Annotated in this window: 26 protein-coding genes; 12 read left to right on the forward strand and 14 right to left on the reverse strand. The window is 31.1% G+C overall.

All coding sequences use genetic code 11. The annotated features are described in order from the left end of the window. Positions 1–120: 120 nt before the first annotated feature. The 11 genes from ACZZZT_RS23585 (at position 121) to ACZZZT_RS23635 (ending at position 6,780) form a co-directional block, all read left to right on the forward strand. The gene (locus ACZZZT_RS23585; protein ID WP_463462153.1) at positions 121–585 is read left to right on the forward strand and encodes an Mpo1 family 2-hydroxy fatty acid dioxygenase; all 465 of its coding nucleotides are present in this window, start codon (positions 121–123) and stop codon (positions 583–585) included. 9 nt (positions 586–594) lie between these two features. After that, positions 595–1,011: a hypothetical protein gene (locus ACZZZT_RS23590; protein ID WP_073397101.1), complete on the forward strand. Its 417-nt coding sequence runs from the start codon at positions 595–597 to the stop codon at positions 1,009–1,011. A gap of 33 nt (positions 1,012–1,044) precedes the next feature. Then, a complete protein-coding gene (locus ACZZZT_RS23595; protein ID WP_463462154.1) occupies positions 1,045–1,533 on the forward strand; it encodes a YfbM family protein in 489 nt (162 codons plus the stop codon). A 21-nt stretch (positions 1,534–1,554) separates the two neighbouring features. Continuing rightward, positions 1,555–2,037: a DinB family protein gene (locus ACZZZT_RS23600; RefSeq protein WP_463462155.1), complete on the forward strand. Its 483-nt coding sequence runs from the start codon at positions 1,555–1,557 to the stop codon at positions 2,035–2,037. Positions 2,038–2,171: 134 nt separating this feature from the next. Continuing rightward, a complete protein-coding gene (locus ACZZZT_RS23605; protein ID WP_463462156.1) occupies positions 2,172–2,699 on the forward strand; it encodes a hypothetical protein in 528 nt (175 codons plus the stop codon). Between the two features lie 40 nt (positions 2,700–2,739). Then, on the forward strand, positions 2,740–2,898 hold the full coding sequence (locus ACZZZT_RS23610; RefSeq protein ID WP_463462157.1) for a hypothetical protein: 159 nt from the start codon (positions 2,740–2,742) through the stop codon (positions 2,896–2,898). Between the two features lie 119 nt (positions 2,899–3,017). Continuing rightward, entirely contained in the window at positions 3,018–3,485 is a 468-nt protein-coding gene (locus tag ACZZZT_RS23615; protein WP_463462158.1) for a hypothetical protein, read from the forward strand. A 93-nt stretch (positions 3,486–3,578) separates the two neighbouring features. Continuing rightward, complete coding sequence (locus ACZZZT_RS23620; RefSeq protein ID WP_463462159.1) at positions 3,579–4,259, forward strand: metal-dependent hydrolase; 681 nt, start codon at positions 3,579–3,581, stop codon at positions 4,257–4,259. Between the two features lie 162 nt (positions 4,260–4,421). Beyond that, a complete protein-coding gene (locus ACZZZT_RS23625) occupies positions 4,422–5,330 on the forward strand; it encodes an alpha/beta fold hydrolase (protein ID WP_463462160.1) in 909 nt (302 codons plus the stop codon). A gap of 98 nt (positions 5,331–5,428) precedes the next feature. Further along, the gene (locus tag ACZZZT_RS23630) at positions 5,429–5,947 is read left to right on the forward strand and encodes a transposase (protein ID WP_463459475.1); all 519 of its coding nucleotides are present in this window, start codon (positions 5,429–5,431) and stop codon (positions 5,945–5,947) included. Further along, positions 5,944–6,780, forward strand: coding sequence for an IS3 family transposase (locus ACZZZT_RS23635; RefSeq protein WP_463462493.1), 837 nt, complete (start codon positions 5,944–5,946; stop codon positions 6,778–6,780). Before ACZZZT_RS23630 ends, ACZZZT_RS23635 begins: the two co-directional genes overlap by 4 nt. 119 nt (positions 6,781–6,899) lie before the next feature. Here the strand turns inward: ACZZZT_RS23635 and ACZZZT_RS23640 are convergent, their stop codons facing one another. The 5 genes from ACZZZT_RS23640 to ACZZZT_RS23660 form a co-directional block, all read right to left on the reverse strand. Next, complete coding sequence (locus ACZZZT_RS23640; RefSeq protein WP_165587181.1) at positions 6,900–7,784, reverse strand: PorP/SprF family type IX secretion system membrane protein; 885 nt, start codon at positions 7,782–7,784, stop codon at positions 6,900–6,902. A gap of 41 nt (positions 7,785–7,825) precedes the next feature. Next, positions 7,826–12,037, reverse strand: a complete 4,212-nt coding sequence (locus ACZZZT_RS23645; RefSeq protein ID WP_463462161.1) for an MBG domain-containing protein — start codon at positions 12,035–12,037, stop codon at positions 7,826–7,828. Between the two features lie 832 nt (positions 12,038–12,869). Continuing rightward, positions 12,870–13,643 (reverse strand): ImmA/IrrE family metallo-endopeptidase, encoded by a 774-nt coding sequence (locus tag ACZZZT_RS23650; RefSeq protein WP_463462162.1) that lies wholly within the window; start codon positions 13,641–13,643, stop codon positions 12,870–12,872. Continuing rightward, positions 13,630–14,031 (reverse strand): hypothetical protein, encoded by a 402-nt coding sequence (locus tag ACZZZT_RS23655; protein ID WP_463462163.1) that lies wholly within the window; start codon positions 14,029–14,031, stop codon positions 13,630–13,632. The genes ACZZZT_RS23650 and ACZZZT_RS23655 overlap by 14 nt, the downstream gene beginning before the upstream one ends. Positions 14,032–14,043: 12 nt before the next feature. Further along, the gene (locus ACZZZT_RS23660) at positions 14,044–14,673 is read right to left on the reverse strand and encodes a hypothetical protein (protein WP_463462164.1); all 630 of its coding nucleotides are present in this window, start codon (positions 14,671–14,673) and stop codon (positions 14,044–14,046) included. A gap of 350 nt (positions 14,674–15,023) precedes the next feature. On the opposite strand from ACZZZT_RS23660, the gene ACZZZT_RS23665 reads away from it, so the two are divergent. Then, positions 15,024–15,644 (forward strand): hypothetical protein, encoded by a 621-nt coding sequence (locus ACZZZT_RS23665; protein WP_463462165.1) that lies wholly within the window; start codon positions 15,024–15,026, stop codon positions 15,642–15,644. Between the two features lie 490 nt (positions 15,645–16,134). Here the strand turns inward: ACZZZT_RS23665 and ACZZZT_RS23670 are convergent, their stop codons facing one another. The 9 genes from ACZZZT_RS23670 to ACZZZT_RS23710 form a co-directional block, all read right to left on the reverse strand. Then, positions 16,135–16,704 carry an RES family NAD+ phosphorylase gene (locus tag ACZZZT_RS23670; protein WP_463462166.1) on the reverse strand — a complete coding sequence of 190 codons (570 nt, stop codon included), beginning with the start codon at positions 16,702–16,704 and terminating at the stop codon, positions 16,135–16,137. Then, entirely contained in the window at positions 16,701–17,147 is a 447-nt protein-coding gene (locus ACZZZT_RS23675) for a hypothetical protein (protein ID WP_463462167.1), read from the reverse strand. The genes ACZZZT_RS23670 and ACZZZT_RS23675 overlap by 4 nt, the downstream gene beginning before the upstream one ends. 25 nt (positions 17,148–17,172) lie before the next feature. Next, positions 17,173–18,069: a sce7725 family protein gene (locus tag ACZZZT_RS23680; RefSeq protein ID WP_463462168.1), complete on the reverse strand. Its 897-nt coding sequence runs from the start codon at positions 18,067–18,069 to the stop codon at positions 17,173–17,175. Position 18,070: 1 nt separating this feature from the next. Next, on the reverse strand, positions 18,071–18,913 hold the full coding sequence (locus tag ACZZZT_RS23685; protein WP_463462169.1) for a sce7726 family protein: 843 nt from the start codon (positions 18,911–18,913) through the stop codon (positions 18,071–18,073). 293 nt (positions 18,914–19,206) lie between these two features. After that, complete coding sequence (locus ACZZZT_RS23690) at positions 19,207–19,758, reverse strand: hypothetical protein (RefSeq protein ID WP_463462170.1); 552 nt, start codon at positions 19,756–19,758, stop codon at positions 19,207–19,209. A 131-nt stretch (positions 19,759–19,889) separates the two neighbouring features. Next, positions 19,890–22,982: an NACHT domain-containing protein gene (locus ACZZZT_RS23695; protein WP_463462171.1), complete on the reverse strand. Its 3,093-nt coding sequence runs from the start codon at positions 22,980–22,982 to the stop codon at positions 19,890–19,892. Between the two features lie 162 nt (positions 22,983–23,144). Then, positions 23,145–24,383, reverse strand: coding sequence for a relaxase/mobilization nuclease domain-containing protein (locus ACZZZT_RS23700; RefSeq protein WP_463462172.1), 1,239 nt, complete (start codon positions 24,381–24,383; stop codon positions 23,145–23,147). After that, a complete protein-coding gene (locus tag ACZZZT_RS23705) occupies positions 24,371–24,763 on the reverse strand; it encodes a plasmid mobilization protein (RefSeq protein ID WP_463462173.1) in 393 nt (130 codons plus the stop codon). Before ACZZZT_RS23705 ends, ACZZZT_RS23700 begins: the two co-directional genes overlap by 13 nt. A 299-nt stretch (positions 24,764–25,062) precedes the next feature. Next, entirely contained in the window at positions 25,063–25,206 is a 144-nt protein-coding gene (locus tag ACZZZT_RS23710; RefSeq protein ID WP_463462174.1) for a hypothetical protein, read from the reverse strand. Positions 25,207–25,461 lie beyond the last annotated feature (255 nt).

Genomic DNA, 25,461 nt, shown 5'->3' on the forward strand with positions numbered 1-25,461 from the left:
TTGCGTAAAACTTTGTGGACTTTGCGGTTAAAAAATTCTGCGTTTAAAGTCTATATTTTTTGATTTTATTCAAAGTCAGAAAAATTTTAATAGATTTGTTTACTATCTAAACCAAAAAAAATGAGAACATTAGACCAATGGTTTGACGAATATGCCGTAAGTCATCAAAACCCAAAAAACAAAGCAATACACTATGTTTGCGTTCCGGCAATTTACTTTTCGATTGTAGGACTATTAATGAGTATTCCGAGTACTTTTATTGCCAATACTCTTAAACTGAATGCTCCCATTATCGAAAATTGGGCAGTTGTTGTATTACTTGTTGTTCTTGTTTTTTATATCCGATTATCAGTTGCAATGGCTATTAAAATCGCTATTTTCTCTACTCTTTGTCTGATTGTGAATTATTACATCGGTCAGCTTTTACCTTTATGGCTGTTTTCTATTGGCGTGTTTGTAATCGCGTGGATTGGGCAGTTTTACGGACATAACATTGAAGGTAAAAAGCCTTCGTTTTTAAAAGACCTTCAGTTCCTAATGATTGGTCCGGCCTGGGTTGTAGAGAATTTATTTTCTAAGAAATAAGACATCTTTATGTTCAATTTTTTCAGAAAACAAAATGAAATCCCCAATTTCAGCATCATTAAAAACTATTCAAAAAAAGATTTATATTTTTCAAGAAGTAAGAAATGGGACTGGTTAAATGATAAACAGATTTTTCTTGCGGATAATGATTCTTATGGAAAAATTAAAATGGTTACTCTTGATTTTTGGTCACAAGAAATGTTTTTAGATGCAAACGGACAAAAAACAATGACAGAATATCTTACTATCCTTATTAATCAATTTCAGAAAAATAAAATGGAAATTCCTACCGATTTAGATACGTTTATGATTGAAACTTTAGAAAGTTTGAATAACGATTTAAATGCAATTGAATTTAGTGATTTCCCTATAAAGATTGCTCCTGAGTTTGATAATTCATTAACAGAACAATCCATGAAAAATTAAAAAAACAAACTAAATAATAAAATATAATACGATATGGGAATGATCGCTAATTTACTTCGCGTAACTACTACTGAACTTGAAACTTATTTACAAGATAGTTCGCTTTTAGAGGAAAGAATTTACGATGAAAATGCAACCGAAGATCAAAATTTAAACGATGTTGACAAAGCTTGGGATGGTATTATCTTTTTACTAACAGGACAAAACATTCAAAATGCAGATCATCCACTAGTACAGGTTTTATTTAGTGGTCAACTTATTGATGAAGAACAGGATTTAGGTTATGGTCCCGGACATTATTTAACTTCTGATCAGGTTAAAGACCTAAGCGAGCAAATTTCAAAAATTACAACTGAAGATTTAAAAAATAAATATAACTCCAAAACAATGAACGAGTTAGATATATATCCAATATGGGATGAGGATTCTTTTGATTATTTAGATGAAAACTTTAAACTTTTGCAACAAATATATGCAGAAGCTGCCAATAACGACCAAGCGATAATAACGTTTTTAAATTAAGTAAAATTAAAAGCTTCTATTTTGTCAGAACAATATTCTACATACGTCAAAGAACAATATCAATATGTAAAAGGTTCAAGAAATGTACTTTTTGAATATTGTAAAACTATTAGTCCAGAAGATTTCATTAATCAAAATACATCATTTGGCCGTGGCGGAAGCATGAGAAACTTACTCGTTCATATCGCCAACACATACGAATATTGGATTGCGAATCTGGCATTGAAAAAGAACCTAAAATATGCTGAATATGAAGATAACTTAACAATACAGTATGTTATTTTACTTTTTGATTCTGTAGATCTTTTCATGGAAGAATTTATTCTGGAAATGGATCTTTCTGATCGAGAGATAGTCTACGAAATACAAGGCAATAAAAATTTAGCATCACCTTTAAAATTTTTTAGTCATGTTATTACACATGAATACCATCATAAGGGTCAAATTTTATCTCTAAGCAGGCATCTTGGTTATATTCCGGTTGATACTGATATTATGAGATAAATCTTCTAAATATTTAGTTTTTTCAGGTTTAATTTGTATTTTCGTTTTGTAAAAAATTACCATTTTCAAATAACCAACTCTGTAAATTATTAATAATCTGATTAATATATTTATAGAAGTAACAAACAGCTATTATGACACAATTAATTTGGGGTATCTTAAATATAGCAATCTTTATCGCATTTATTGTTATATGTTTTCAGGCATTGAAATTTATTCGTGAAAAATTGGGTCTTTTTGCTTGTGTTATTTTTGCTTTGGGTTTATTATCTTTTACTTCTAAACCAAAAGACAACAATTCTGAATTCAAACAATTTGATTTAAATAATAAAACCGCTAAAGTCGCTAATAGCTATAATGGTCGAAATGAAAGAATAGTTATTGATGATAATCTAACTTCAAAAATGAGTCTTTCTGTAAATTATACAGCTAAGGAACTGCTTAATGCACAATCTTCCAGAGAAGGATTTATAAGTGGTACAAACTGGCACCCAATTAGTATTATTTTAAATAAATCTAATGGAGAAAATCAATACGTTTATTCTGTTTATGGAACTTTAGAATGGAGACTTTTAGGAATTACCATCTATTCGCAATCGAAAAAATTTGAGGGTAAAATAGAATTACCACAATCAGATTTATTGTATTCTCCCTCAAACTAAGAGCTCAACTTTATGTTTCCTTTAATCAACTCATAATAAAATGAAAATAGATCCTAAGGAAATAGAAATTGAACGTGACGATATTTTCACTTATAGAAGAATCAGGCGGGCAATTGGTTATTTAGGAATTAGCATGCCTATACTTTTGGTAGGTTTGTCTTTTATTTCTTTTTCAAAACACAACTTCAACCTTCAATAAGCCATTATTATTTCACTAATCTAAGAGAAGTCTTCACGGGAACCTTGTGTGCTGTAGGTTTATTTTTAATTTGCTACAAAGGCACAAGCAATGCTTCAATCTGGAAAAATGACAATTTATTGACTAATATTGCGGGAATCATGGCGATTGGTGTAGCATTAATACCAATGAATCCTGACGATTTTGCAATTAAAATTTACACAATAATTCCATATCCGGAAAAATGGCTTGGCTGGTTTCATTATGGCTTTGCGGCTTTGTTGTTTTTAATCATGGCTTTATTGTCTATTAATGTTTTTACAATTGGTCAGAAAAATGAAACCAGAGATCCAAAAAGTATTCTTAACGAAAATAATATTTATAGGTTTTGCGGATATTCCATACTTGTTTTTATAATTATGGTACCTGTTTCCGAAAGTTTGAAATTTTTCACTTATTCAACATTAGTTTTAGAGGCACTTGCTCTTTTTGCTTTCGGGATTGCCTGGCTGATAAAAGGTCGCGCTCTTGGCGACAAAGGCATGATTGGTAAAAAATTATATCAGGAAAATAATCCTGTCAATACTGAAAAAGTTTTTGAGGAATAAATAGTTTCCTTCAAAGTCCGTTTTGGGTGGTACATTTTTTGGATAAAAAGTTAACTACTTTAGATAATTATCAATTTATAAAATCTATTTATTATGAAGATAACTTATTACGGACATTCTTGTTTTTCAGTTTATGCCAATGGAAAAAATATTCTATTCGACCCTTTTATTACCGGCAACGAATTAGCAAAAGATATTAATATTGACGAAATCAAAGCTGACTATATTTTTATTTCACATGCCCATTACGATCATATTTTAGATGTAGAACGCATCGCAAAAAATACGGGAGCAAAGGTTCTTGGCAATTTTGAAATCTATAACTGGCTCTTAAAAAACGGAATCGAAAACGCGCATCCAATTAATCCGGGTGGAAAGTTTGATTTTGACTTTGGATCCGTAAAATGTGTTATTGCACAGCATCCAAGTAGTTTTATGGATGGAAGTTATGGAGGAATTGCCTGTGGTTTTGTGTTAACTACCGTTGATGGAAATTTTTATTATAGCGGTGATACAGCCTTAACTCTGGATATGCAACTGATTCCGAAATTTACCAAACTTGACTTTGCTGTTTTCCCAATTGGAGATGGCCTTACAATGGGAATTGAAGAAGCTATTGAGGCATCAAAATTAGTTGGAGTCAATAAAATATTAGGCGTTCATTATGACACTTTTGGTTTCATTATCATGGATCACCAAAAAGCTGAAGAAAGTTTTAAAAACGCAAATCTCCAATTATACTTACCAAAAATAGGCAGTACAATAGAAATCTAATTTTCGAAATATCGCTAAAACATATTGGTTATAGCGATATAAAACAAAACATACGAATGTAAAATTCATTCAATATCCCAAAACTATTGGTTCATAAATATTTTTCACCTAGGGCATTAAAATTGTTTATCTGAATTTATCATTAACCAAAATTCAAAAACAATGAAAACATTTACAATTCCATTTGTTTTTTTGATGCTTATAACAAATTTATCTATTATGAATGCACAAAAAATAACTGCTTTGAATTCTAAAACAGAATTTGCTGATGTTGCAGGCAGAAAAATCGCTTACCGTACTATAGGAAAAGGAACTCCCATTATTTTAGTAAATCGCTTTAGAGGAACACTAGATACCTGGGATCCCCTATTTTTAGACAAACTTGCCGAAAACTACAAGGTAATTACTTTTGATTACACTGGTATTGGCTACTCAACAGGAACTTTACCAACTGACTTAAAAGATGTTGCAAAAGATGTAAAAGATCTGGCCGATTTTCTGAAAATAAAAAAAATAATTATAATAGGCTGGTCTTATGGTGGATTAGTAACTCAGGTTGCAACATTGCAATTTTCAGATCTTATTTCACAAACCGTATTATTAGGAACTGGGCCTCCGGGTGAAAGAGTTGTTCCACTGGAGCAGGCATTTCTGGATTCAGCTTTAAAACCGGTTAATGATTTTGATGATGAAATTGTATTGTTTTTCGAACCTTCTTCTGAAGAAAGCAAAGCAGAAGCCAAAGCATCACACGACAGAATTGCAAAAAGAATTGATGTTTCTAAAATTCCTTCTACTATGGATATTTTTCAACTTTATTTTAAAGGCAGCGCTGGTTTAACAGAAGATAAAGATAATTTTAAAGGAAAACTTAAAACTACTAAAACTCCAATTTTAATTATTTCCGGAGATCATGACATTAGTTTTGCTGTCGAAAATTGGTATCCCTTAACAAGACAAATGCCAACGGCGCAATTAATCGTTCTTCCACAGACAGGACATGCACCACAACATCAACATGTAGATCTTGTAGCAAATTATATTCATGCTTTTTTAGAGAATACAAAATAAATTGATGACCATTTAGAATATTATCATGCTAAAATGAAAAAGCCAGTGAAAATAATGAACATGTCCCAAAAAGTTAGACACTATTTGGGGCATTTTTTATGGAAAGAAAAGTAAAGTATGACTATGCATTTAAGTTAGAATGTGTAGAATTGGTTTTAAAGAAGCATTATTCAGATGGGTATGTTTCAAAATTAAAACAGACTGCAAGATGGAATATTCGTAAGTGGGTCAGTTTTTATAAGGCATATGGTAAAATTGGTTTATTGCCACGAATGAATCAAAGCTATTCAGCCGAATTTAAACTAAAAGTACTCAATAGCATACAAAAAGAATCTCTTTCCTTGATGCAGGCTGGCATAAGATTTAATATTCCCAATATGTCCATAATTTTAAAATGGAAAAAAGATTTTGCTAACTTTGGGCTAGCAGCATTACAACCAAAACAAAGAGGCAGACCCATATCGATGAGTGATAATAAAGGCAAAAAACGTAAATCAGACAAACTCCTTACAAGAGAGCAAGAACTGCTGAAAGAAAACGAAAGACTTCGCTGTGAGAATGAATTGCTAAAAAAGCTTCAAGCCTTAATTCAAGCCAGGAAAAATCCAAAGCCATAAACGAATTAAGGCATAAATTTGGTTTGGAATTACTTCTGGACCTAGCAAATATGGCGCGCAGCAGTTTTTATTATCATCAAAAACAAAGTAAATCACCTGATAAATATAAAGAAACTAAAGAACTGATTAAAGCCATTTATCAAAAGCATAAAGGACGCTATGGCTATAGAAGGATAACCGATGAACTGCAAAACAGAGGGGTGCTTATCAATCATAAAACAGTTCTCAGATTAATGAATCTATTAGGGCTGAAAAGTGTTATTAGAGTAAAAAAATATAAATCTTACAAAGGTGAAAATGGTAAAATAGCTCCAAATATACTGGAACGAAATTTTAGGGCACAAGCCCCAAATCAAAAATGGGCAACCGATATAACAGAGTTCAACGTAGGGGGAAACAAATTATATTTATCACCAATAATTGACTTGTTTAATCAAGAAATAATCAGCTATGAAGTTACGGAGAGACCAGTGTTCAATCAAGTGGTTATGATGCTGAGAAAAGCCTTTAGAAAAATACCAAACAATACAAATTTAATACTTCATTCTGACCAAGGCTGGCAATACCAAATGAAACATTACCAACATTTATTAGAACAAAAAGGAATCAAACAAAGTATGTCAAGAAAAGGAAACTGTTTGGATAATGCAATTATTGAAAACTTCTTTGGAATATTAAAATCTGAAATGTTTTATACTCAAAAATTCAAATCAATAGAACAATTAAAAAAAGAAATTAATAGATATATAATCTATTACAATAATGAAAGAATTAAATCAAATTTAAATAAAATGAGCCCGATAAAATATCGAGCTCATTATTATCAAACTTAATTATAAATTTGTCTAAACTTTTGGGTGCAGTCTATAAATCACTGGCTTTTTTTAAAACTGATTAGAATGAGATTCTTTACTCAATAAGAAATCTATCTTAGTCTGTATCAACTCTTATATTACAATTTATAGTTAAGTCCAACTTCAAAAGTATTGTTTGCATAAGCACCAAGACTTCCAAAATATTTAGAATAAGCCAGAAAAACACCCAAATCGTTAAGTGAAATACCAAAAGCTGTAGAAACAGTTTTATTAGTATGGTAAAATGCTGATACATTCATCTTATAATCCGGAAAGTTAAATCTTGCCCCGGCATCTAAAATATCTTTGTGTCCTTTAACCCCTCTATAAGCGATCAATGGTTCAACATTTAAGTTTTCATCTTCATTTGACAGTAATATTTTATAACTCACTGCTGAATAAAAAATAGAACGATCTACATATTTTTTCACACCATCATTATTATCATACATTAAAGCATTAAGATTTGGCAATGCAGCCTGGATTGTCAATAGTCTACTAGTATATGCGATACCCAGATCTCCATCAAAAGCTGCACCTTTATTATAGTTCTGTAATGCAACATCATCTTTATCTCCTATAATTTTATTGTAATCAATAGAAGCAAATTTTGCACCTGCAGATAATCCGAAATTTAATTTTTGATCAACTCCTATTGGTAAATGATAGGCATATGTTCCCATTATTCTTGTTCTATTGATTAAACCGGCTCTGTCACTACTTACATTTAATCCTAACCCTGTTCTGTTGCCTCCATTATATTCGAAAGTGGCATTCATTAATATTGGATTCCCGGGAACTTCATCCCATTGTCTTTGGTAGCCTATGTTAAATTTCATACCTTCTTCTAACCCTGCCATAGCAGGGTTATTTAAGTATTGATTTTGAAAATACATGGACTCGTATTCTGTTAACTGCGCATTTGCGGTATTTGCTCCTAATAGAATCAGGAACATCATTACCTTTATATAGATTGCTCTCATTTTTTTAATTTTCATTGTTTTATTTCTTTCCTTCTTAATTATTAGTCTCTAATAATTGAAATGAACCCTTTAAGTTTAGGTGAACCATTCCCTAGATCAATTAGATAGTAATAAGTATCCTCAGTAAGTGGAGATCCTTTATAAGTACCATCCCAATCACTGTTATAGTTATTTTTAGAATACACTAATCTTGCTGCTCTGTCAAAAACTTTAACTGAATTGTTAGGATATACATTCAGACCTGGAACTACCCAAACATCGTTTTTACCATCTCCGTTTGGAGTAATAATATTTGAAGGGATAACTGGTACTGCATCTTCTCTGTTTACAATAACTGTATATGTTTCTTGTGTACCATCTGGAGCTGTAACAACTATTGTAACTACATTTTCTCCTGTTTTTAGATCAATTGGAGCCGTATTATCAGTAACTGTTTTTCCATCAACTATTATCTCAACAGTTGCATTTGGATCGATTGGTGTAGGAGTGATTATAATTGAATTAGTCTCATTTGGTACATCTACTGTGTAATTTTTCGTATCTGTATTAAATTCTGGACTTAAAGTACCTTCACTTACAACAATGTCAGATAAACCTGCATTATCAGATGGCTTAGAAGCTGCTTCTTCTCTTGTAACAACTATTACATAAGTATTAATAGTCCCATCCTCTGCAGTTACTACTGTAGTAATCGTATTTTCACCTACTTGCAAAGCAATTTCTCCAGAAGCTTTTCCGCTTGGTACTTCTACTCCATTTACTGTTACTGTTGCTGTAGCATCTGCAATAGTTGGTGTAACTGTAATACCTGTAACATCATTAGGTACTGTAGCTGTATAATCTTTAGTTCCTTCTGCAAAAGCTGGACTTAATGTACCTTCACTGATAGTTAAATCTCCTAAACCTGCATCACTAGAAGGCTCTCTTGTAACAATTATTGTATAAGTGTTAATAGTTCCATCCTGAGCTGTTATTATCGTGGTGATTTCATTTTTACCTACTTCTAAAGGAATATTTCCAGAAGCAGCTCCACTTGGCACCTCTACTCCATTTACTGTTACAGTTGCCGTCGCATCTGCAGTAGTTGGTGTAACTGTAATATTTTTAATATCATTAGGTACTGTTGCTGTATAATCTTTAGTTCCTTCTGCAAAAGCTGGACTTAATGTACCTTCACTGATAGTTAAATCTCCCAAACCTGCATTGCTAGAAGGGATAACGGTTAAAGTTCCAGGAACGTAGCTAATAGTATAGTTTGATGAAACCGCTCCACTAGCAGCGATTGGATAAGTACCTACTGCACTTGTTTTAACTGCTGTAGTTGTAATTGCAGGCAATGCTGTTAAACTTGCCTCATTATCTCCATTTACAAATCCAGCATAACTTGCTGTTAAAACTGGATTATCTAATCCGTAAGTTTTATTATTATTATTTGCTGTAATAGTTAATGCAGCAGGAGTAATAGTCAATGATCCATTTGCCACATAAGTAATAATATAGTTTGATGAAACTGCTCCACTAGCTGTGATTGGATAATTTCCAACTGCACTTCCTTTAACTGCTGCAGTTGCAATTGTAGGTAATGTAGTTAAACTTGCCTGAGTATCTCCATTTACAAACCCAGCATAAGTTGGTGTTAACACAGGATTATCTGATCCGTAAACTTTATTATTATTATTTGTTGTAATTGTTAATGCTGCAGGAGTAATAGCCAATGATCCATTTGCTCCATAAGTAATAGTATAGTTTGATGAAACTGCTCCACTAGCTGTGATTGGATAATTTCCAACTGTACTTCCTTTAACTGCTGTAGTTGCAATTGTAGGTACTGTAGTTAAACTTGCCTGAGTGTCTCCATTTACAAACCCAGCATAAGTTGCTGTTAATACAGGATTATCTGATCCGTAAACTTTACTATTATTATCTGCTGTAATAGTTAATGTTGCAGGAGTAATAGCCAATGATGCATTTGCTCCATAAGTAATGGTGTAGTTTGATGAAACTGCTCCACTAGCTGTGATTGGATAATTTCCAACCGCACTTCCTTTAACTGCTGTAGTTGTAATTGTAGGTAATGTTGTTAAACTCGCTTGAGTATCTCCATTTACAAACCCAACATAAGTTGCTGTTAATACCGGATTATCTGATCCGTAAACTTTACTGCTATTAAGTGCAGTAATAGTTAAAGCTGCAGGAGTAATGGCTAATACAGCATTAGCTCCATAAGTAATAGTGTAGTTTGATGAAACTGCTCCACTAACTGTGATTGGATAATTTCCAACTGCACTTCCTATAACCGCTGTAGTTGCAATTGTAGGTAATGTTGTTAAACTAGCTTCAGCGTCTCCATTTACAAACCCGGCATAAGTTGCTGTTAAAACTGGATTTGCAACACCATATTGTCTATCCTTATTAACTGCTGTGATAGTTAGAGGTGCTTTATTTACAGTACTTATTGCTATTGGTAAATTTACGGTGGTTGTACCATTACTTGTTAGAACTACATTTCCAGAATAATCTTTTGCATCAATTGTTCCTTTTAATCGAACATAAACTGTTTTGGCCGCAATATTACCTGCTGCTCCAATAGAAATTGTATTGCTAAAAGTAACCCCATCTGTACTCACTTCAAATCCTGTAGGAGCAGTAACTAAAATTGCTTCATTCATAGCAAGACCAGACAGGACAAAACTATTTGAGCCTGATGGCGTACCATAAGTTGTAGTTAATGCCGCTAAACTATTAGTACTTATTACGATTGTTGGTCCAACATTTACAATACCATTATTAGAAGCAAAATAAACATCGTTTTTATTCACTGCGTTTGAAACTGAGTTCCCCCATGATCCACCAGATCCAGGAGTACCTCCCAATTTTATATATTTGGCAGTATGCACTAAATTAGCTCTAAGATCAGCAACTACACCAGTCGCTATAGATAAAGTTTCATTTACTGTAACTATATTCCAAAAAGATTTAATTCCTGTTCCTGATAATACAAGATTATTATAGCCTATATATACTGCTCCTAAACTTTGATTTCCTCCATTAAACTCTACTGTCCCAGTTTCTGCATAAAAACTACTACTAGTACCAAGTACATTTCCAGAAATTTTTAAAAGACTTGAACCACCATACATATTTCCAATACCTCTTTGCCAATCAGTACAGGTATGGGTTAGGCCAGTTCCAAGCTTAAGTGTACCTCCACCATTCATTAATAATTTTCCTGTAGTAATATTTCCTGTAAAAGTTGCTATACCAGCAGGTTTATCCATAGAAACTCCTCTTAGAGCTGTAAAACCATCAATACTTTGGTTAGCAGTACCTGTTAAATAAACAAATCCATCCGAATTTAATGAACCTCTATTATTCATAAAATCGCCCCCCAAATAAAGATCAGTATTACTAATTAGTAATGAAGCATCTTCATCTATAATAAGTGGCACACCTTCATTAAATCTTTTTTCTACGCTATTACTTATAGTAACTACACTTAAACCGTTAGGAGCAGAAATTTCAACACCTCCAGTTGAGACAAATGGGCTAATCCATTCCGGTCCAACTGTCAGAGATGAGGTACTGTTGTACTGTAAAGCAGCATTAGCACCATAAGTTGGGGCAGCAGAAGCTGTAGCTGAACCTGCCATAGCAAGAGTACCATTTACAATTACTCCTGAAGGATTAATTGTTCTGATACCACTACCAGAAAGTGTTAGATTATTATAAGTATAAGCACCTACAGCACGCGTTCCTGTACCATTATAAGCTACAGTCCCTTTTGCATTGGAATTTAATATACCACCAGTCATTACTCCCCCAATTAATAAATTTCCTTCTCCAGAAAAAGTTACATCATTTTGAAGAGCGGTACCATTCATTGTAACATTTCCTGTTACAGTTACTCTTCCAGCATTGATATTTAAACTACAATCGCTGGTATCTCCACCGGTACTATTCATAATTATTGATGCAGGAAAAAAAGATCCCGATTTTACCGTCAGAATAACAACACTGCCAGGTGTTGAATTTGACAACTCAAGAATTGCACAAGAAGCTCCTGCGGCTGAAATTATCGGCTGATTGGCAGCATTCGATATTATTACATTGTCGCTGGCTGTTGGCTTTCCAGCAGGGCTCCAGTTTGTATCTACGTCCCATGCAGTGCTCGTGGCTCCTGTCCAAGTTTTTTGCCCATACCCCATTATATTGAATAAAAGAAAGGCTAATACAATAAGTAAATTTTTGTTCATTTTTATTTTATTTCTATCCATTTTTGTTTTTAAATTATTAAGTCATTTTTGCTAATTTTCTACTTCATCTTTTTTCTTTTTTTAAGCCATTTTTGTTCATTTTTATCCATTTATTTATTTACTTTTCAAAAAAATTAAAGTCCAATATAAATTCTTCTAAAAAAATCCATCCATTTCTTTAATCATTTAATATTAAATCCGCATAAAAAAATTAATCTAACCGTCTACTAAAAAAAGCAAGAACAAGTTGCAATAGCCTTATTTTACAGTAGTTTTAGACATTTAATAAATAAATCTGCCGGATTTAGAAACTAACAGAATTTGATTTTTCAAAGATTAAAGCCATTTTGACTTATTATTGCCTCCAAAAGTTTTTAAGCTTGTAAATAAGGACATTTCTTACATTAAGGACAATTGTTCAAAAAAATCAATAAAACCATATATTAATAGGCAGGAATGAGCAAATTCATAGGCAGAAAAAAAGTCTACTTAACACCTCAATAATTGGTTTATAGAATTTAATTGAATAGTATCAAAAGGATTTTAGAGGAAGTAAGACAAACAACAATAAAAATCGAATTATATTTAGTTGTCATAAAAACATGGAGACAATGCTCAAAAAAAACAGGCAAAATACATAAGTAATGTATTTTGCCTGTTTACTGTGACCTTGACGGTACAGAATTCGAACCATTTATTGGAAGATCTGAAGATTTTGAACAACATTTCTAATGCATTTTAAAATCATCCAATTAATTAATAATTTTAGATATTTTAATTATTACTTCCCTACTGTTAAATTTTTGTGATTTAGTAGCAGGAGATTATTTTTCTATTTTACCCAAAGACAACATAAAATCGAAGTATCACTAACTTTATAGCATTGTTCATAAAGTTCCAATTGTAAATAATCATCAATATTAAAATCTTCTGGAAACCATTCTAAAGCTTCAATAGAAGTTGGTTCATCTTCAATAGTAAGCCCTTTGAAAAAATCTCCACAATTCGATTGTTCAGGCGCCTTAAAACCTTTAGGGATATATTTTAATGGAAAATCATCCGATTCTTGGTGCCATACCACTCTAGAGTTTTCTAAATATATAATTGAAATGGCATAATCTCCAAGATTTTTATACTTAAGAAAAGTTGCAGTTTGAGAAGTTCCGAAATAATTAGCGGTATCTTTTATTAAATTTAAGTCTAGTTTTTTTCCTCTAATTTTTTCCTTAAATAGTTGACTCGGCATTAACAATTCAGATGCAAAATCGTTCGCTTCCATCTCATGAGTTCCTCTTGCTAGCCATTGCTGTAAGGTTTGCTTTGTATCAGAAAACAAATAAGATATATTACGATGCATTATTAAATGACCAATTTCATGAGCAATTGTGAAATTAATTTTAGGCTGATATTTAATTTTTGAAGATATTGAAATAATTGCATTGTTCTTATTCATAAGAATTCTCCCTTCGCATTTACTCATGTCGGAATATTTAAGAAATGCACCCGCTGACCATACAATCTCTTCTAAAGATAAATCTCCTGGTTTTACCCAACCAAGCGAGTTTAATAGGTCAACCGCTTGTCTCTCCGATTTATTTAGTCTCATTATCCATTTTTTCTTTAAGAATGGCAATGAAATCGAGGAAGTCGTTATCGTCAGTGATTTCAGCTTCTTCATTTTTAGAAAGTTCTTCAAATTTTCTAAATAGAGGCACTAAATCTTGACGTTCTTTTACTCCTAATAACTTTTTTAGTTCTTCAACTCCATATTCTTTAAGTTTCTTAAATTCATTTTGAAGTGCTATATATTTTTGTTTGGTAAATAATGCTTTTGCTTTCGAGCGTTTTAATTTAATTTGTTTTAAATGTTTATTTACAAATTCGCTTGTATTTTCTAATTCATCTAAATAATCTTCAGCTGGCTTATGATAATTTAATTCAATCATTAAACCATAATAATTATTTAAAATTTCTATTGCATTTTTTGCATCCATATTCTACTAAATTTAAATAATTAATTTTGTAATTGATAGAAGTTTTTCTCTGATCTTATCTAATTGTTTTGGTGTTATCTCCAATAATTCAGATATTTCATTTCTCTTCTTTCCTTCTTTAATACACTCCCATAAAAAATCGATATTTGGATCTTTATGAGATTTAATGATACTTTCAATCTCCTTAATTTTTAGTTCGTATTCCTCTGCTTTAGATATATCAAATTCATCATCGGAACATAAACTGTAGAAGTCTACTTCAATATCTCTAAATTCAATTTCAATGGTTTCGGGAACTAATCCTTCTTCTATTTTTTTCTCATTTTTAAGTTTACGATTTTTATATGACTTAACTACAGTAGTAATTCTACTATCAATTATTCTTATTAATTGCTCAGACAAATCAAAGTTATCTTTCCATTGCCAGTGACCAAAAAATAATGCATCTTCAGCAAAATTCATATAATATTCCTTAGCATCAATACCTAGATTGTTAGCTGTATGTGCTCCATAAAGCGTTTTCATTTTTATTCTATTATCAATATGTTCTTCACATTTAATAAGAGCAAGTTTCCATTCTAGATCAGAAACTTCTTCTAGTTTTATTGAGTTAAATTCATAAAAATCACCAAGGTCTTCCATATTTATCTATTTACTGTAAAAAAAAATTTACCCTTTTTGGGGGAGTTTTAAAAAATGCAATTAATATGATATTGTAGGGGCATAACAAACTTATAATAAAAATATTAATAACTAAAAAAATATTAGAAAGGAGGTGTAAAAATTATGGCTAAAGATTCAGATGGAAAAAAATTCAATAGAATTCCTGCACATACGAAAGTTGTGGATGGAAAAAAATAGAAGTTAGAGAACATATTAGAAGTAACAGAAGTGACAGTAAAGGTAAAAAATAATACTGTTTAGCATAACCAATAATTCCACTCCAGTTTTTATAAGGAGTGGAGTTATAAAATATTGAAAAATTAAGTAAGATGAAAAAAAATAAGAAAAATTTTAATGGACATTTTAATGTCACAAAATCAGCAGAACATGTAAATATTTTATTAGGGAGTGATTTGGAGCTCTTTATTGATCCATATAATATTGCTAATAATTTACATAATAAAATAGCTAAGAAGATATACTTGAGGAGTAAATCATTTTTAGAGAACTTGAATAGAACTTATGTTGTTCCTAATGATAGAATAAATGGACTTGCTTTTCTGTCACATTTACAGGAAGCAAATGAGTACGGATTTGGATATTCCAAAACTAATAAAGGAAAGGGTATTGGACAAACAAAGGCTGAAGTGATTTTCGATTCATTAAGTAGCAATCTTTTTGCAAGAGAGGGATTATCTATAACAAATGAAGCGCATAATGTTTTATTATTAGTGAAAGGAATTGGGGCTGATAATATGTCTGATACTTTAGCAAATGTTTGTAGAGATATTTTTGCAGATTTCACTTACAAGCAATGTCTATTGCATAATATTCCAACCTCAAAAGTTCAAATTGAATATTTTGATTCTAGTAAGAATTGCTGGATGTTTAGAGATGCTAATCTTCCCTCATTTGCAGGAAAAAAATTATATTGGTTCCCAAGTTTTTAATAGGAGGAGAAAGAGCCTACACTAGTGCGTTTAATTGGTTCATATCTAGTAATTATTTATCCAAAGAAATTCTTGCAGGAACATTAAAGGTTAATAGCCAAAAAGGTTTTATAAATAGATTTAAAAATGGCACTAGGAGAGCTATTATTAAAAACATTAATAAACATTTCAGAAAGCCGAAAGGAGAGTTGGTTGATTTTGTTAAAAAATACAATGGGTCGCTCTTAGAGTTTCAAATGCATATTAAAACTAATTTTCCTCACATCACAGATGATCAATTATTATTAATGTTAAGCTAAGAGTTGTGCTAAATTTAGTAGAAGATTAGTAGTTTTTCTATGTAAGAAAAACTACTAATTTAGCACCACCCGAAAGAGATAAATAACATTTAGGATGCATTTTTTTATTTGGCATCTTTTTTAATGTTAGTTTGTAGTAGTATAATTTCTGCTTATTTTTTTTTAGCTGAATTTCAAATCTAAATACAATTTTATATAATTGTAGATTTAATTTTTACAGTAGTAACTTGGTGCTTTTCTACATGAAAACATTCTGCTTTTTCCTGCTCAAATATTACAATATTAATTCCGCCAACATGCAATGAACTTTCAAATATTATTCCATCGGCATTTGTAATATAGCGAATAAATTCACATATAAATTGTGTAGGAATATATTCTAACTCTGAATCATACCGTCTAATAGGTTTTGATAAATCAGCGCTTATTTTCTTCTTCAATAAAATACTTTTCGCATATTGTAATAAGTTTGAAGAGTTAGCGAAAGCGCTATTCTGTTCTGTAAAATCAACTAATACAACAGTTTCACCTTCTTTGATTCTAAATTTTCCGATACTAACTTCGTCAAGATATAAAGCTCTTGTTTCATACAGAGTTGTTTCAGGAGATTTGCTTAAGTACAAATATGGTATGCCTAAGGGATTCGCTCTCCCGCTACTAGCTTTTGTTTTATGAGGGCATCCCATATTGAAAGCATCAAATGCTTTCACTCCATCACTATTATGTATTCTTGCTCTATATAAAACATCATCATTCGTCAAGTTGGTCTGCTTGTTAAAAAACCATCCCAGCCTAGTTCAATCATGGTTGCGGTATTTGTAAGAAATCTTTGTGACCACTTTAGATTTTCTCTCAAATCATCCCAATAAGATATACACTCGATAATTTCATCTATATAATTGACCGTCAAATCGGATGTGCATGTAGAGTTTAGATGTTTTAAAATTTCAGATAATAATCCATTATTATTACTTGTATCTGAAAATAAATTCCAATCTTTTTTTATCAGTTCTTGAAGTGGTATTCCATTATCATCTTGCCAGAAAAGATCTAAAAAATCAATAAAAAATTCCTCAATTTCACTAAATTCTAATAAAGGGGCTTCATTGCTTTTGCACCAATTGCATGTTCCTCTTTCTTTCGCTGAATTTTCTATAAATGTAGCTAACTCAAAATCATTAAAGCACTTTGGGCATACCTTCATAATTACAAAAGATTATTGACTAATTCTAAATGATGCTTAATGGAGATTTTTTTACCATACCTAAACCAGGATATTTAGAATTATTATAGTAGAATCTTAATTCCTCCGATGCTTCAGTATGTAAGTTGTTTTCATCTAAGAATAATACAGCCTTCTTAGCAGCTTCAGCGAACTTTCCCTGAATATTAGCGAAAGATTTTGATCCTATTGAAGATGCAAAATGTCTTATCCAGATTTCGCCACTAGATTTTTGATAAGTCAGGTGAATGGCTACTGCATATGGAACTCCTCCACTTTCAGAGAAGACACTTGCTATACTTGTAAAGTCACTAAATCCTTGAAAACCATCTTCAGTGTAATAAAGATGCTCTTCACTAAATTTCTCTTCCGCCATCTCTAAGAAGTCACTATTTCGTTTTTGAACTTTAAAATGATCATCAATTCTAATAAGAATTTTTCCCAATCCATTAATAGCTCTTTTGAGAGTTCTGTTATCTTCTGCAAGTATGTAACGAATATTTTCTAAATTAATTAAAGCTTTAAAAGTTTCATTAGTAGCGTCTGTCCCTTCTGAGCAAATCAACATTAAATTAGGATAGTTAAATTTCTCAACTAAAGCTATTATTTCGGCATAGTTACTTTTAACAATTAAAGCCGGAATCCAATCAATTCCAATTAAATTATTTTCGAGGTTTTTAATTATTTCATTTGGGTCATCAATCTCTCCAACGGACGGATTAAGTACCAAAGAAAATCGAACACCGCTAGTTGACAATTTTGCGATGGCAGTTTTCAAATTTGTAAAAACTTTTTTGACAGGCTCAATAACAGGAATAACATTGTTTTTCATTCCTCGATTCTCCGCATATTCTTGAATCGCTTTTAGCTCAAATTGTCTTCCTCGTAGATATGGATAATACATATTAAAACTGGATTGGTTTGTTTAATTTCTGGGTTAGTTTTTGGTAAGTTTTATCATTAATATTCATTGCTAATCCAACTTGTCTTAATTCTTTAAAAATTATATTTAGATTTTTTGTGTTGGATTTTCTCTTTTTCATCTGTTTAATAAAAAGATTATTGAGATCATGCTGAGGAATATCCATCATGATATCACTGCATATGTCAAACATATTAAAACTGTTCATTGCTGGTAAGTATCCATAATAATCGGCAATTATCGCTTTATATTCCTCGGTTCTTATGCAATTCATTAAAGCTTTACAATCTATTTCATCATTTACAATCGCAGGTCTAAGCTGAGACATTTTGAAAGTTCTTGAATTTTGTTGCAATGCTATTACTCCAACATTGTCGTTATCTTTCATGTATTTTTCTGCGAGGGACTCATGAATCACTACATAACATTCTTTAAATATTTTGTTGTAATCATTTAATTGACCTAGTAATCTTTTGTCAGTATCTAATTCTGTTTTTATTTCAAAAGCTTTACTAGTTCCGTTAAATAAAACTAAATCAGCAATTGAACTTCCAACTTTATATTCATTAATTACAATAGTATCTTGTATACCATAAGTTTTGATCAGATAATCACTTATGAAAATATTTTTATAAATATATTCATTTTTATAAGATTTACATAATTGTTTGTAAACATATTGGATATAATCATAGTAGGTATAAATATCGGTACCAATTTTATTGTAGTCATACGAAATAATGTTGTCATGAATAAAGGAATAATCATCATGACTAAGAAGTTTGGAAAAGTATGTACTTGAAAAGATTGAGGAATAGCTCCTCATTTTGTTTAGAGTTATATGTGAAGGTTTGTTTCTCATATTCAAATATATAGCAAAGGTAGATTATTTTAGTTTTTTTTTAAAGAATATAAAGATTTTTAACGTGCTTTTATACTTGATTAATGCATTTTTAATGACCACCTAAACAATTCCAAAATACTTCTTCAACATTTACTAACGAAGCACTGTTGGTTGTTTTGGATCAATGATTTTTCCGTTATTTTAAACTTTTCAAATATAAAAAGTATTGGTTAGCACTTCAGATTTGGTGTTTTGTAAAAACATATTTCTAGAATTTATTCAAACCATTTTTTTGATGATGCTATTTCTCCCACTGCGATTGTATTTTTATTAGCATAGTGCCTACATGACTTTTCTGCAATTGTTGCCACAATTCTTGGATATGATTTGGGTTCTAGCATAATTTTATGAGCTAGTTCAATAGGTATCTCTTTATAATCATATCGCTGATTATGATGATAGGTATGAAATATATAATGATTAAACCTGTATTTCTTAATATTATAGTAGTGATTTTTGATCTCTGATAGTTTTAGTTCATTATTTGGATTTCTTATAAATGAGTCAACTAAATAAGTAAATTTGATTTCACTGATTTCTTCTTTTAAATTTTCGGAAATTGTATTAATGTTTTTATACACAAATTCATACTCTCTACTTGCCGCAAATCGCAAACTCACTATGTATTTTATCAAATTGTCATCATCCAGAGGCTCAAAAAAATTAATTAAATCTTTAGTTTGTGCATTAGTAAAGGTAGAGAGGCTTTGCGTCTTTTTTAAAGTTTTTATAATTATAGATACTTCATTATCATTAAGTTTTTGCATTACTTCTGAAACTTTTGGATAAAGACTTATTATTGTTTTCGGAGTACACCAAGTAAAAAAAGTAAGTAATTTAAAAGTTAACTCTTTATTTTCTTCTAACTGCTTTTCCCAATATGAAATATTTCCGGATTTTAATCTTGCACACCTAGTCCTCTTGCATAATGACTTTTTGCATCACTCAAATCATCAAATTCTTCAAACTTCTCATCTTTAGATTTAATACCGGCAGCAATAATTGCTATTGTTTTAATTGACCAATTTTCGCCAAAACTTGCTATAATGTTCTCTACCAGTACCTCCCAATTTGAAATAGAAGACCTCCAAGTTCTAGTTGAAGTTTGCATTAAATCATTTATTTCGTTGATAAAAAAATTAATTTTTTTATCAATCTCATCTTTAACTAGAAATTCTGAACTAGGATTATCGTTATAAGGTCTAAAGATTTGTGAAATATGGTTAAAATAAGAACTATCAGAGTAATTATTATCTAGAATTCGTAAATTAATTACAGGATGTAAAACTGCACTTAAAAATTGCATACTATGATCTAATTTCTTTTTTGGGTACCAAAATATTTCATTATTTAATATTCCTTCTAATAAAATAATTTTTAAATTTTTATTCTTGTCTACAACATCTACTCGATTCCCATTTATAATTGTTTGTAATTTGATTTTTTGCAATTCAATTGAATCTGATTTTACGATCGAAGCCAAAAGTTTGTGATCTAATTTATGGACTATTTGCAATAGTAAACCATAATCTAGCCATTTTGCTAAATCCGCTCCAGTATAATTCTTAACTTCATCAGTCCAAGCAAGTTCAGTATTTAGTGGATTGTTGAGAATAATTTCAATTAAATCGTTTGCATAATCTTGTTTAGGAAATTTTTTTAATTGTTGGAAACATTCATTAAAAACTTCTGTTCTTCCACATTCTATAGGTAATAAAATTAGTTCACTACTTGAATATTTATCTTGATTAATAATGCTGCCAATATTTATACTGCTAGATATTATTTTGGCAACATCTTTAAGTAAGTTCGGGTACTGCGTAAACACGTAATCAGATAATATCTGCGATGTTATTAAGCTTGGATAATTTGTATATTTCAGTAACTCATCTTTTTGTAATTCATTCAATTCTTGAATAAGCATTGGTAGCTCTCCTTTGTCAAAACATCCTGCAAAAAATCTCACCACATTATGCCAATAAAAATTTCTTGCAATAGTATTAAATCTTTCAGGCTTAGTACCTGCTTTTTCCATTCCAGCAGGAGAATAAGGAGAGGTGTTGTACAAAAATTTGGCGCAAAAATATTCTCTCAATGGTTGAACCTCGAATTCATATGTCCCTTGAACTCTGGACACAATTGCACAAACTCTTTCTTGCATTACATCAAATAGGTGGTTTGCAATTTCTGTTTTATGACCTTCTTTTGCTAGGTAAGTATTTAATGTTTTTTGTAATTCTTCAACTGTGATACTTCCACTATTTCCTAATAACTCTGCTTCAGAATGTAAAACCCATGCCAAATACTGATGTATATCAATTATTAAATCTCTATTATCCCTAATTGTTGAACTTTTTTCTGACTCTCTATTAAAGAATAGTTCTATATAACTATCATACATAGCAGTTCTTTTATTAGGAAGTGACTCTCCTCTGGTTCGTAACAAACTAATAAAAATGGCTAATTGCATTGGACTTTTTGCTAGCTCTTTCAAATGAGGTAATTGAAGTTTTTCACTAACTAATTTTTTTATTTCGTTTGATTCACGATCATTTAGTTTACTTGCCTTAATCCATTTATCCACATATTCTTTAGTTGCACTTGTTGTAATATCTGTCAGTTGAAAATGAGGATATTCATCCTCTGAAAAACCAATTGTATCAGAGAATGCTGCAGGTCTTGATGTTATGACTATCTGAATAGACTTTGAATTTTCCTTAATTCTATTAACTCCTTTATTTATAAATTCAATAACGTCCTTTCTTATTTTCATATCCGCGATTTCGTCAAAACCATCAAATACAAACAAGACAGAACTATTTTTTAATATTGAAAACAGATCATCAGTATTAAATGTATCAGACTGAGAATGATAAGAAATATGACCTATCAAAAAAGATTCTAATGAGTTTTTCCAAATTTGTTTAAAATTTTCGTCACTTAACATACCTTGGTATGGGTTTTTATTTTCTACCCACATTGCAACATGACGAAGATCGATTTTAAAAGGGAACCTTACAGGTATATGCTGTATATGTGTTGGTAAAAGTTCCAGATCTGAATCCTTATTAAGTAATCGTACTCTATGTACTTGACAAATATATTGGGAAATTGTAGACTTGCCTTGCCCAGGTCCGCCTTCTATTAATATCCTTTCTATGTCGTTTTGAACTTTAGGATATAATAAAAAACTAGCCGCTTTCATGGTCTCCATTTCTTGAAAAGAATTGATTTCTTCAGGAGCTAAATTCCGTTTATTATTTCTATCAAAGTCGTGTAAAGCATTTATTAATTTTTTGTCTCTTTCATTAAACTTTTTAATTCTGATAGGTAAATCTGTAAATAAATCAAGTAACTTATTATGAAGATCTATTTGTCTAAACTTAACTTCATCATCTATTAAATACTGATCACTTAAATAAGATTTAATAATAGATTCTCTTCTCTCTTTATTTTCATTAATGTTATTAAATAATATTGAATTAAGAATATCTTGTCCGTTTAATATTTCTGGGAATGACCATTTAAATATTGGATCCTTTTCTGCAATACGAGAAATATCATCTCTCCACCAGCACAATGATGGAATTGATATTTCTCTTTCTAAGATCTCATTAACAAGATCTTTGGAACCGTTATTTAAATGTGCTGTACCTTTTACATTGGTCAATAAATAAAACTTTTTTGCTCCGTGAGGAATTAATTTTTCAATTTTAGGAGCCTCTTCTTTGATTATATTAGTAAACCACTTATGGACATCAGGTATTGCATATGGATTTCTTACAAATTTAACTTGGAACACGATAAACTCTTTTTTAACTGAATGCATAAAATAAGCAATGGAATCTCGTCCACCGTCAGGTTGCCCAACAGGATACGATTGTGAATCAGGGAATTCCTTTGTAATTAAAGAATTACAAAACTCTTGAAACCTTTCATCTCCTAAATTTTCAAATAAATAATCCATAGTAAAAATTATAATTATTAACATAGTAGCTACTTTTATCTAAGAAGCAAGCATACTATCAGCTAATATATATGATTTTTGGCGATGCTAATTCTATATTTAGAATTTAATCAAAAAACAGGTGTAAATACGTAGCTGAAGTGTGTGAATAGTCATATGTAGTGCTGCAAATAAACATTTAAATTTTTAAATTGTTTTTCTCAATTTTCTCTTTTTCTTAAACTCTTTAGAAACATAGTCATTTATTTTTTCACCGCGAAAAAGTATATCTGCAAGATTTTCTTTCACATACTCTTTTGTCTCGAGATCTTGCAGGTTATCTGAATTTTTTGAAATGGACTTTTGATATTTCCTTTCATGAGCAAGAATGTTCATGGCACAGCTTTTCAGAATTCCTTTTGCACTGAATTCTTTCCCCAGACTACTACCGTTAAAAACGGATCTGGTTTTATGGTCAACGTAAGTTATTCCGTATAGCTGCCCTTCATTGCTTTTTCTTAGTATCATATGAATGCTTTCTCTTTCTAATATCTTGGATAATTTTTCGTGAGAAAATATGTTTTCACGAAAGAAAGCCAATTTTATAGCATTTTTTAGATATTTTTTATAAGATTCTTTCTCTGCTTCATTAGTCTTAAATTTTCCTTCCAAAAATTTTAAGGTTGGCCTGCTGTAGAATTCACTGGCTTTTATCGGCAAGCCTATAGGTTTTGAATTCTGGTCAAGTATCTTGTAAAGCAGTCCATTATTTTTAAAAACTCTAGATTCTTCGTTTCCTCTGTCAGCATGAACATTATAGAGGTTTAAAACAGCATTGAGTTCAGGCAGGCTAGAATATTTATAGTCAAATAAAACCTTATTTAGAACTGCATTGATCGCCTTTTTGGATTCTGCTTTTCCGTACTGGACTCTGCCTACATTTATAGGTTTTAAAGAGAAATCGGCTTTCTGTTTTCTTCCTTCTGCTTTTACCAGCCCGAAAAGCTCTTCAATTTCTTTTCGTGCAGGTTCTGATTTCTTAACGCCTATCAGATGCAGATCGATTCTTTTCCCGTCTCTCTGAATATTGTTTGTGACCACATGCAGATGCGGATGTCCCGCATCATGATGTTGATACACTAAATATGGCTGTTTTCCAAAACCTATCTTCTCCATATAAGCATCTGCAATTTCAATCAGCTTTTCTTTAGAATGACTTTCCGAAGGATCAAAATTCAGTGATATGTGAACACTGTTCCGCTTTGTATTTTCATTTAAAGAAGACAGTTTTAAAAAACGGTTTAACTTCTGGGTAAAGCTTAATTTCTCTAATTCTAGAGGATAGTTCACGGCACTGATGCACTCAGCCACTCCTTCCTTAACTTTATTTTCGTTATAGTTCAGAATGCTTTTTGTCGAACGGCTGGTTTTAATCACTGCAACCATTGTTCCGATATTTTCTGGGTGTGACTGCTGATAGCTTCTAATTTATTGGAAAGTGCTTTTCTTTCCAGATCAAATAAAAACAGCTGTGTCTTAAACTCAGGAATCATTTTCAGTGTATTTATTTTTCTGGCAATCTGGTTAATGTTGTTTCCAATTGCACGAAGTTCTGAAGATAGCACAATGGTTTCTTCCATTAAATCATCTAATGACTGGTTACGGTAAGTGGTTGTAATAGGTCTGCTGAATAAACTTTTTCGAACGTAGTCGCTCAATTTTCTGCACGTGCTAGCCTTGAACAGGCTTTCAATTTTTGCATACTCTTTCTCTGTCAGGCGCAGGGTTATTCTGCGTGATCTGTTTGAATTTTCTCTTTCCATCATTTTTCCTTTTCATTGTTCAAACTCTTTTCTTTTAAGTTTCTCCACCGCCGAGTTCCGAGGCAATGGGTGGCAAGATAGGCGGTTGTCAGACAACCGTACATCTTGCTGATTGCAGGAACGTGGCAATCTTTTGGAGATTTTTAAAAGCAGGTTTCTAATTTAGTGAAAAAAATTATATGTATCATGCGTAAAATATGGTCATGATAGCTGTAGACTGTGTTATCTTAAAAAAAAGTTTTCTTCTATATAACACTTAAAATAGGATATTTTAGATTAGAAAGTTTTAGAATTATAAAATATCAATTAACTGACAATTCTGATTTTAGTTTGTCAGTCTGTTTTTTATGTTTCTTTTCAAGCTCTTCAAACTCTTTTACTTTCTTTTTGTAATAAACCTCTTTTAGATAAATTTCTTTATCAATACGCGAAAGTTCCTTTTCCAAGGTTTTGTTTTTTTCAGAGCGGTATAAAAAAATATGGTTGTGAAGAATAAGAGGCATAAAAGAATTACAAGATGAAATTTGAGACGATTCATGAGTAATGAATTATTGAATTAGAAATCGTTTGTTTTTATTAGTGATAAATATATAGTAAAATTTTTAATTTACTGTAATACATATGTTTAGAAGTAGGTGTGTCTCGATTGAAAATTTTTTAAAAGAAAAAGGGAAAAAAGAAAGCAGTCTTCAATTGGACAA

The organism is Flavobacterium sp. AC274, assembly GCF_979258275.1.

Bases quoted from the DNA above. Each gene is read 5' to 3' on its own strand.
- ACZZZT_RS23665 (WP_463462165.1), top strand. From the start codon at position 15,024: ATGAAAAAAAATAAGAAAAATTTTAATGGACATTTTAATGTCACAAAA.
- ACZZZT_RS23705 (WP_463462173.1), bottom strand. From the start codon at position 24,763: ATGATGGAAAGAGAAAATTCAAACAGATCACGCAGAATAACCCTGCGC.
- ACZZZT_RS23650 (WP_463462162.1), bottom strand. From the start codon at position 13,643: ATGAGACTAAATAAATCGGAGAGACAAGCGGTTGACCTATTAAACTCG.
- ACZZZT_RS23620 (WP_463462159.1), top strand. From the start codon at position 3,579: ATGAAGATAACTTATTACGGACATTCTTGTTTTTCAGTTTATGCCAAT.
- ACZZZT_RS23645 (WP_463462161.1), bottom strand. From the start codon at position 12,037: ATGAACAAAAATTTACTTATTGTATTAGCCTTTCTTTTATTCAATATA.
- ACZZZT_RS23685 (WP_463462169.1), bottom strand. From the start codon at position 18,913: ATGAGGAGCTATTCCTCAATCTTTTCAAGTACATACTTTTCCAAACTT.
- ACZZZT_RS23695 (WP_463462171.1), bottom strand. From the start codon at position 22,982: ATGTTAATAATTATAATTTTTACTATGGATTATTTATTTGAAAATTTA.
- ACZZZT_RS23630 (WP_463459475.1), top strand. From the start codon at position 5,429: ATGGAAAGAAAAGTAAAGTATGACTATGCATTTAAGTTAGAATGTGTA.
- ACZZZT_RS23680 (WP_463462168.1), bottom strand. From the start codon at position 18,069: ATGTATTATCCATATCTACGAGGAAGACAATTTGAGCTAAAAGCGATT.
- ACZZZT_RS23590 (WP_073397101.1), top strand. From the start codon at position 595: ATGTTCAATTTTTTCAGAAAACAAAATGAAATCCCCAATTTCAGCATC.
- ACZZZT_RS23640 (WP_165587181.1), bottom strand. From the start codon at position 7,784: ATGAGAGCAATCTATATAAAGGTAATGATGTTCCTGATTCTATTAGGA.
- ACZZZT_RS23595 (WP_463462154.1), top strand. From the start codon at position 1,045: ATGGGAATGATCGCTAATTTACTTCGCGTAACTACTACTGAACTTGAA.
- ACZZZT_RS23655 (WP_463462163.1), bottom strand. From the start codon at position 14,031: ATGGATGCAAAAAATGCAATAGAAATTTTAAATAATTATTATGGTTTA.
- ACZZZT_RS23700 (WP_463462172.1), bottom strand. From the start codon at position 24,383: ATGGTTGCAGTGATTAAAACCAGCCGTTCGACAAAAAGCATTCTGAAC.
- ACZZZT_RS23610 (WP_463462157.1), top strand. From the start codon at position 2,740: ATGAAAATAGATCCTAAGGAAATAGAAATTGAACGTGACGATATTTTC.
- ACZZZT_RS23585 (WP_463462153.1), top strand. From the start codon at position 121: ATGAGAACATTAGACCAATGGTTTGACGAATATGCCGTAAGTCATCAA.
- ACZZZT_RS23660 (WP_463462164.1), bottom strand. From the start codon at position 14,673: ATGGAAGACCTTGGTGATTTTTATGAATTTAACTCAATAAAACTAGAA.
- ACZZZT_RS23625 (WP_463462160.1), top strand. From the start codon at position 4,422: ATGAAAACATTTACAATTCCATTTGTTTTTTTGATGCTTATAACAAAT.
- ACZZZT_RS23675 (WP_463462167.1), bottom strand. From the start codon at position 17,147: ATGAAGGTATGCCCAAAGTGCTTTAATGATTTTGAGTTAGCTACATTT.
- ACZZZT_RS23605 (WP_463462156.1), top strand. From the start codon at position 2,172: ATGACACAATTAATTTGGGGTATCTTAAATATAGCAATCTTTATCGCA.
- ACZZZT_RS23690 (WP_463462170.1), bottom strand. From the start codon at position 19,758: ATGCAAAAACTTAATGATAATGAAGTATCTATAATTATAAAAACTTTA.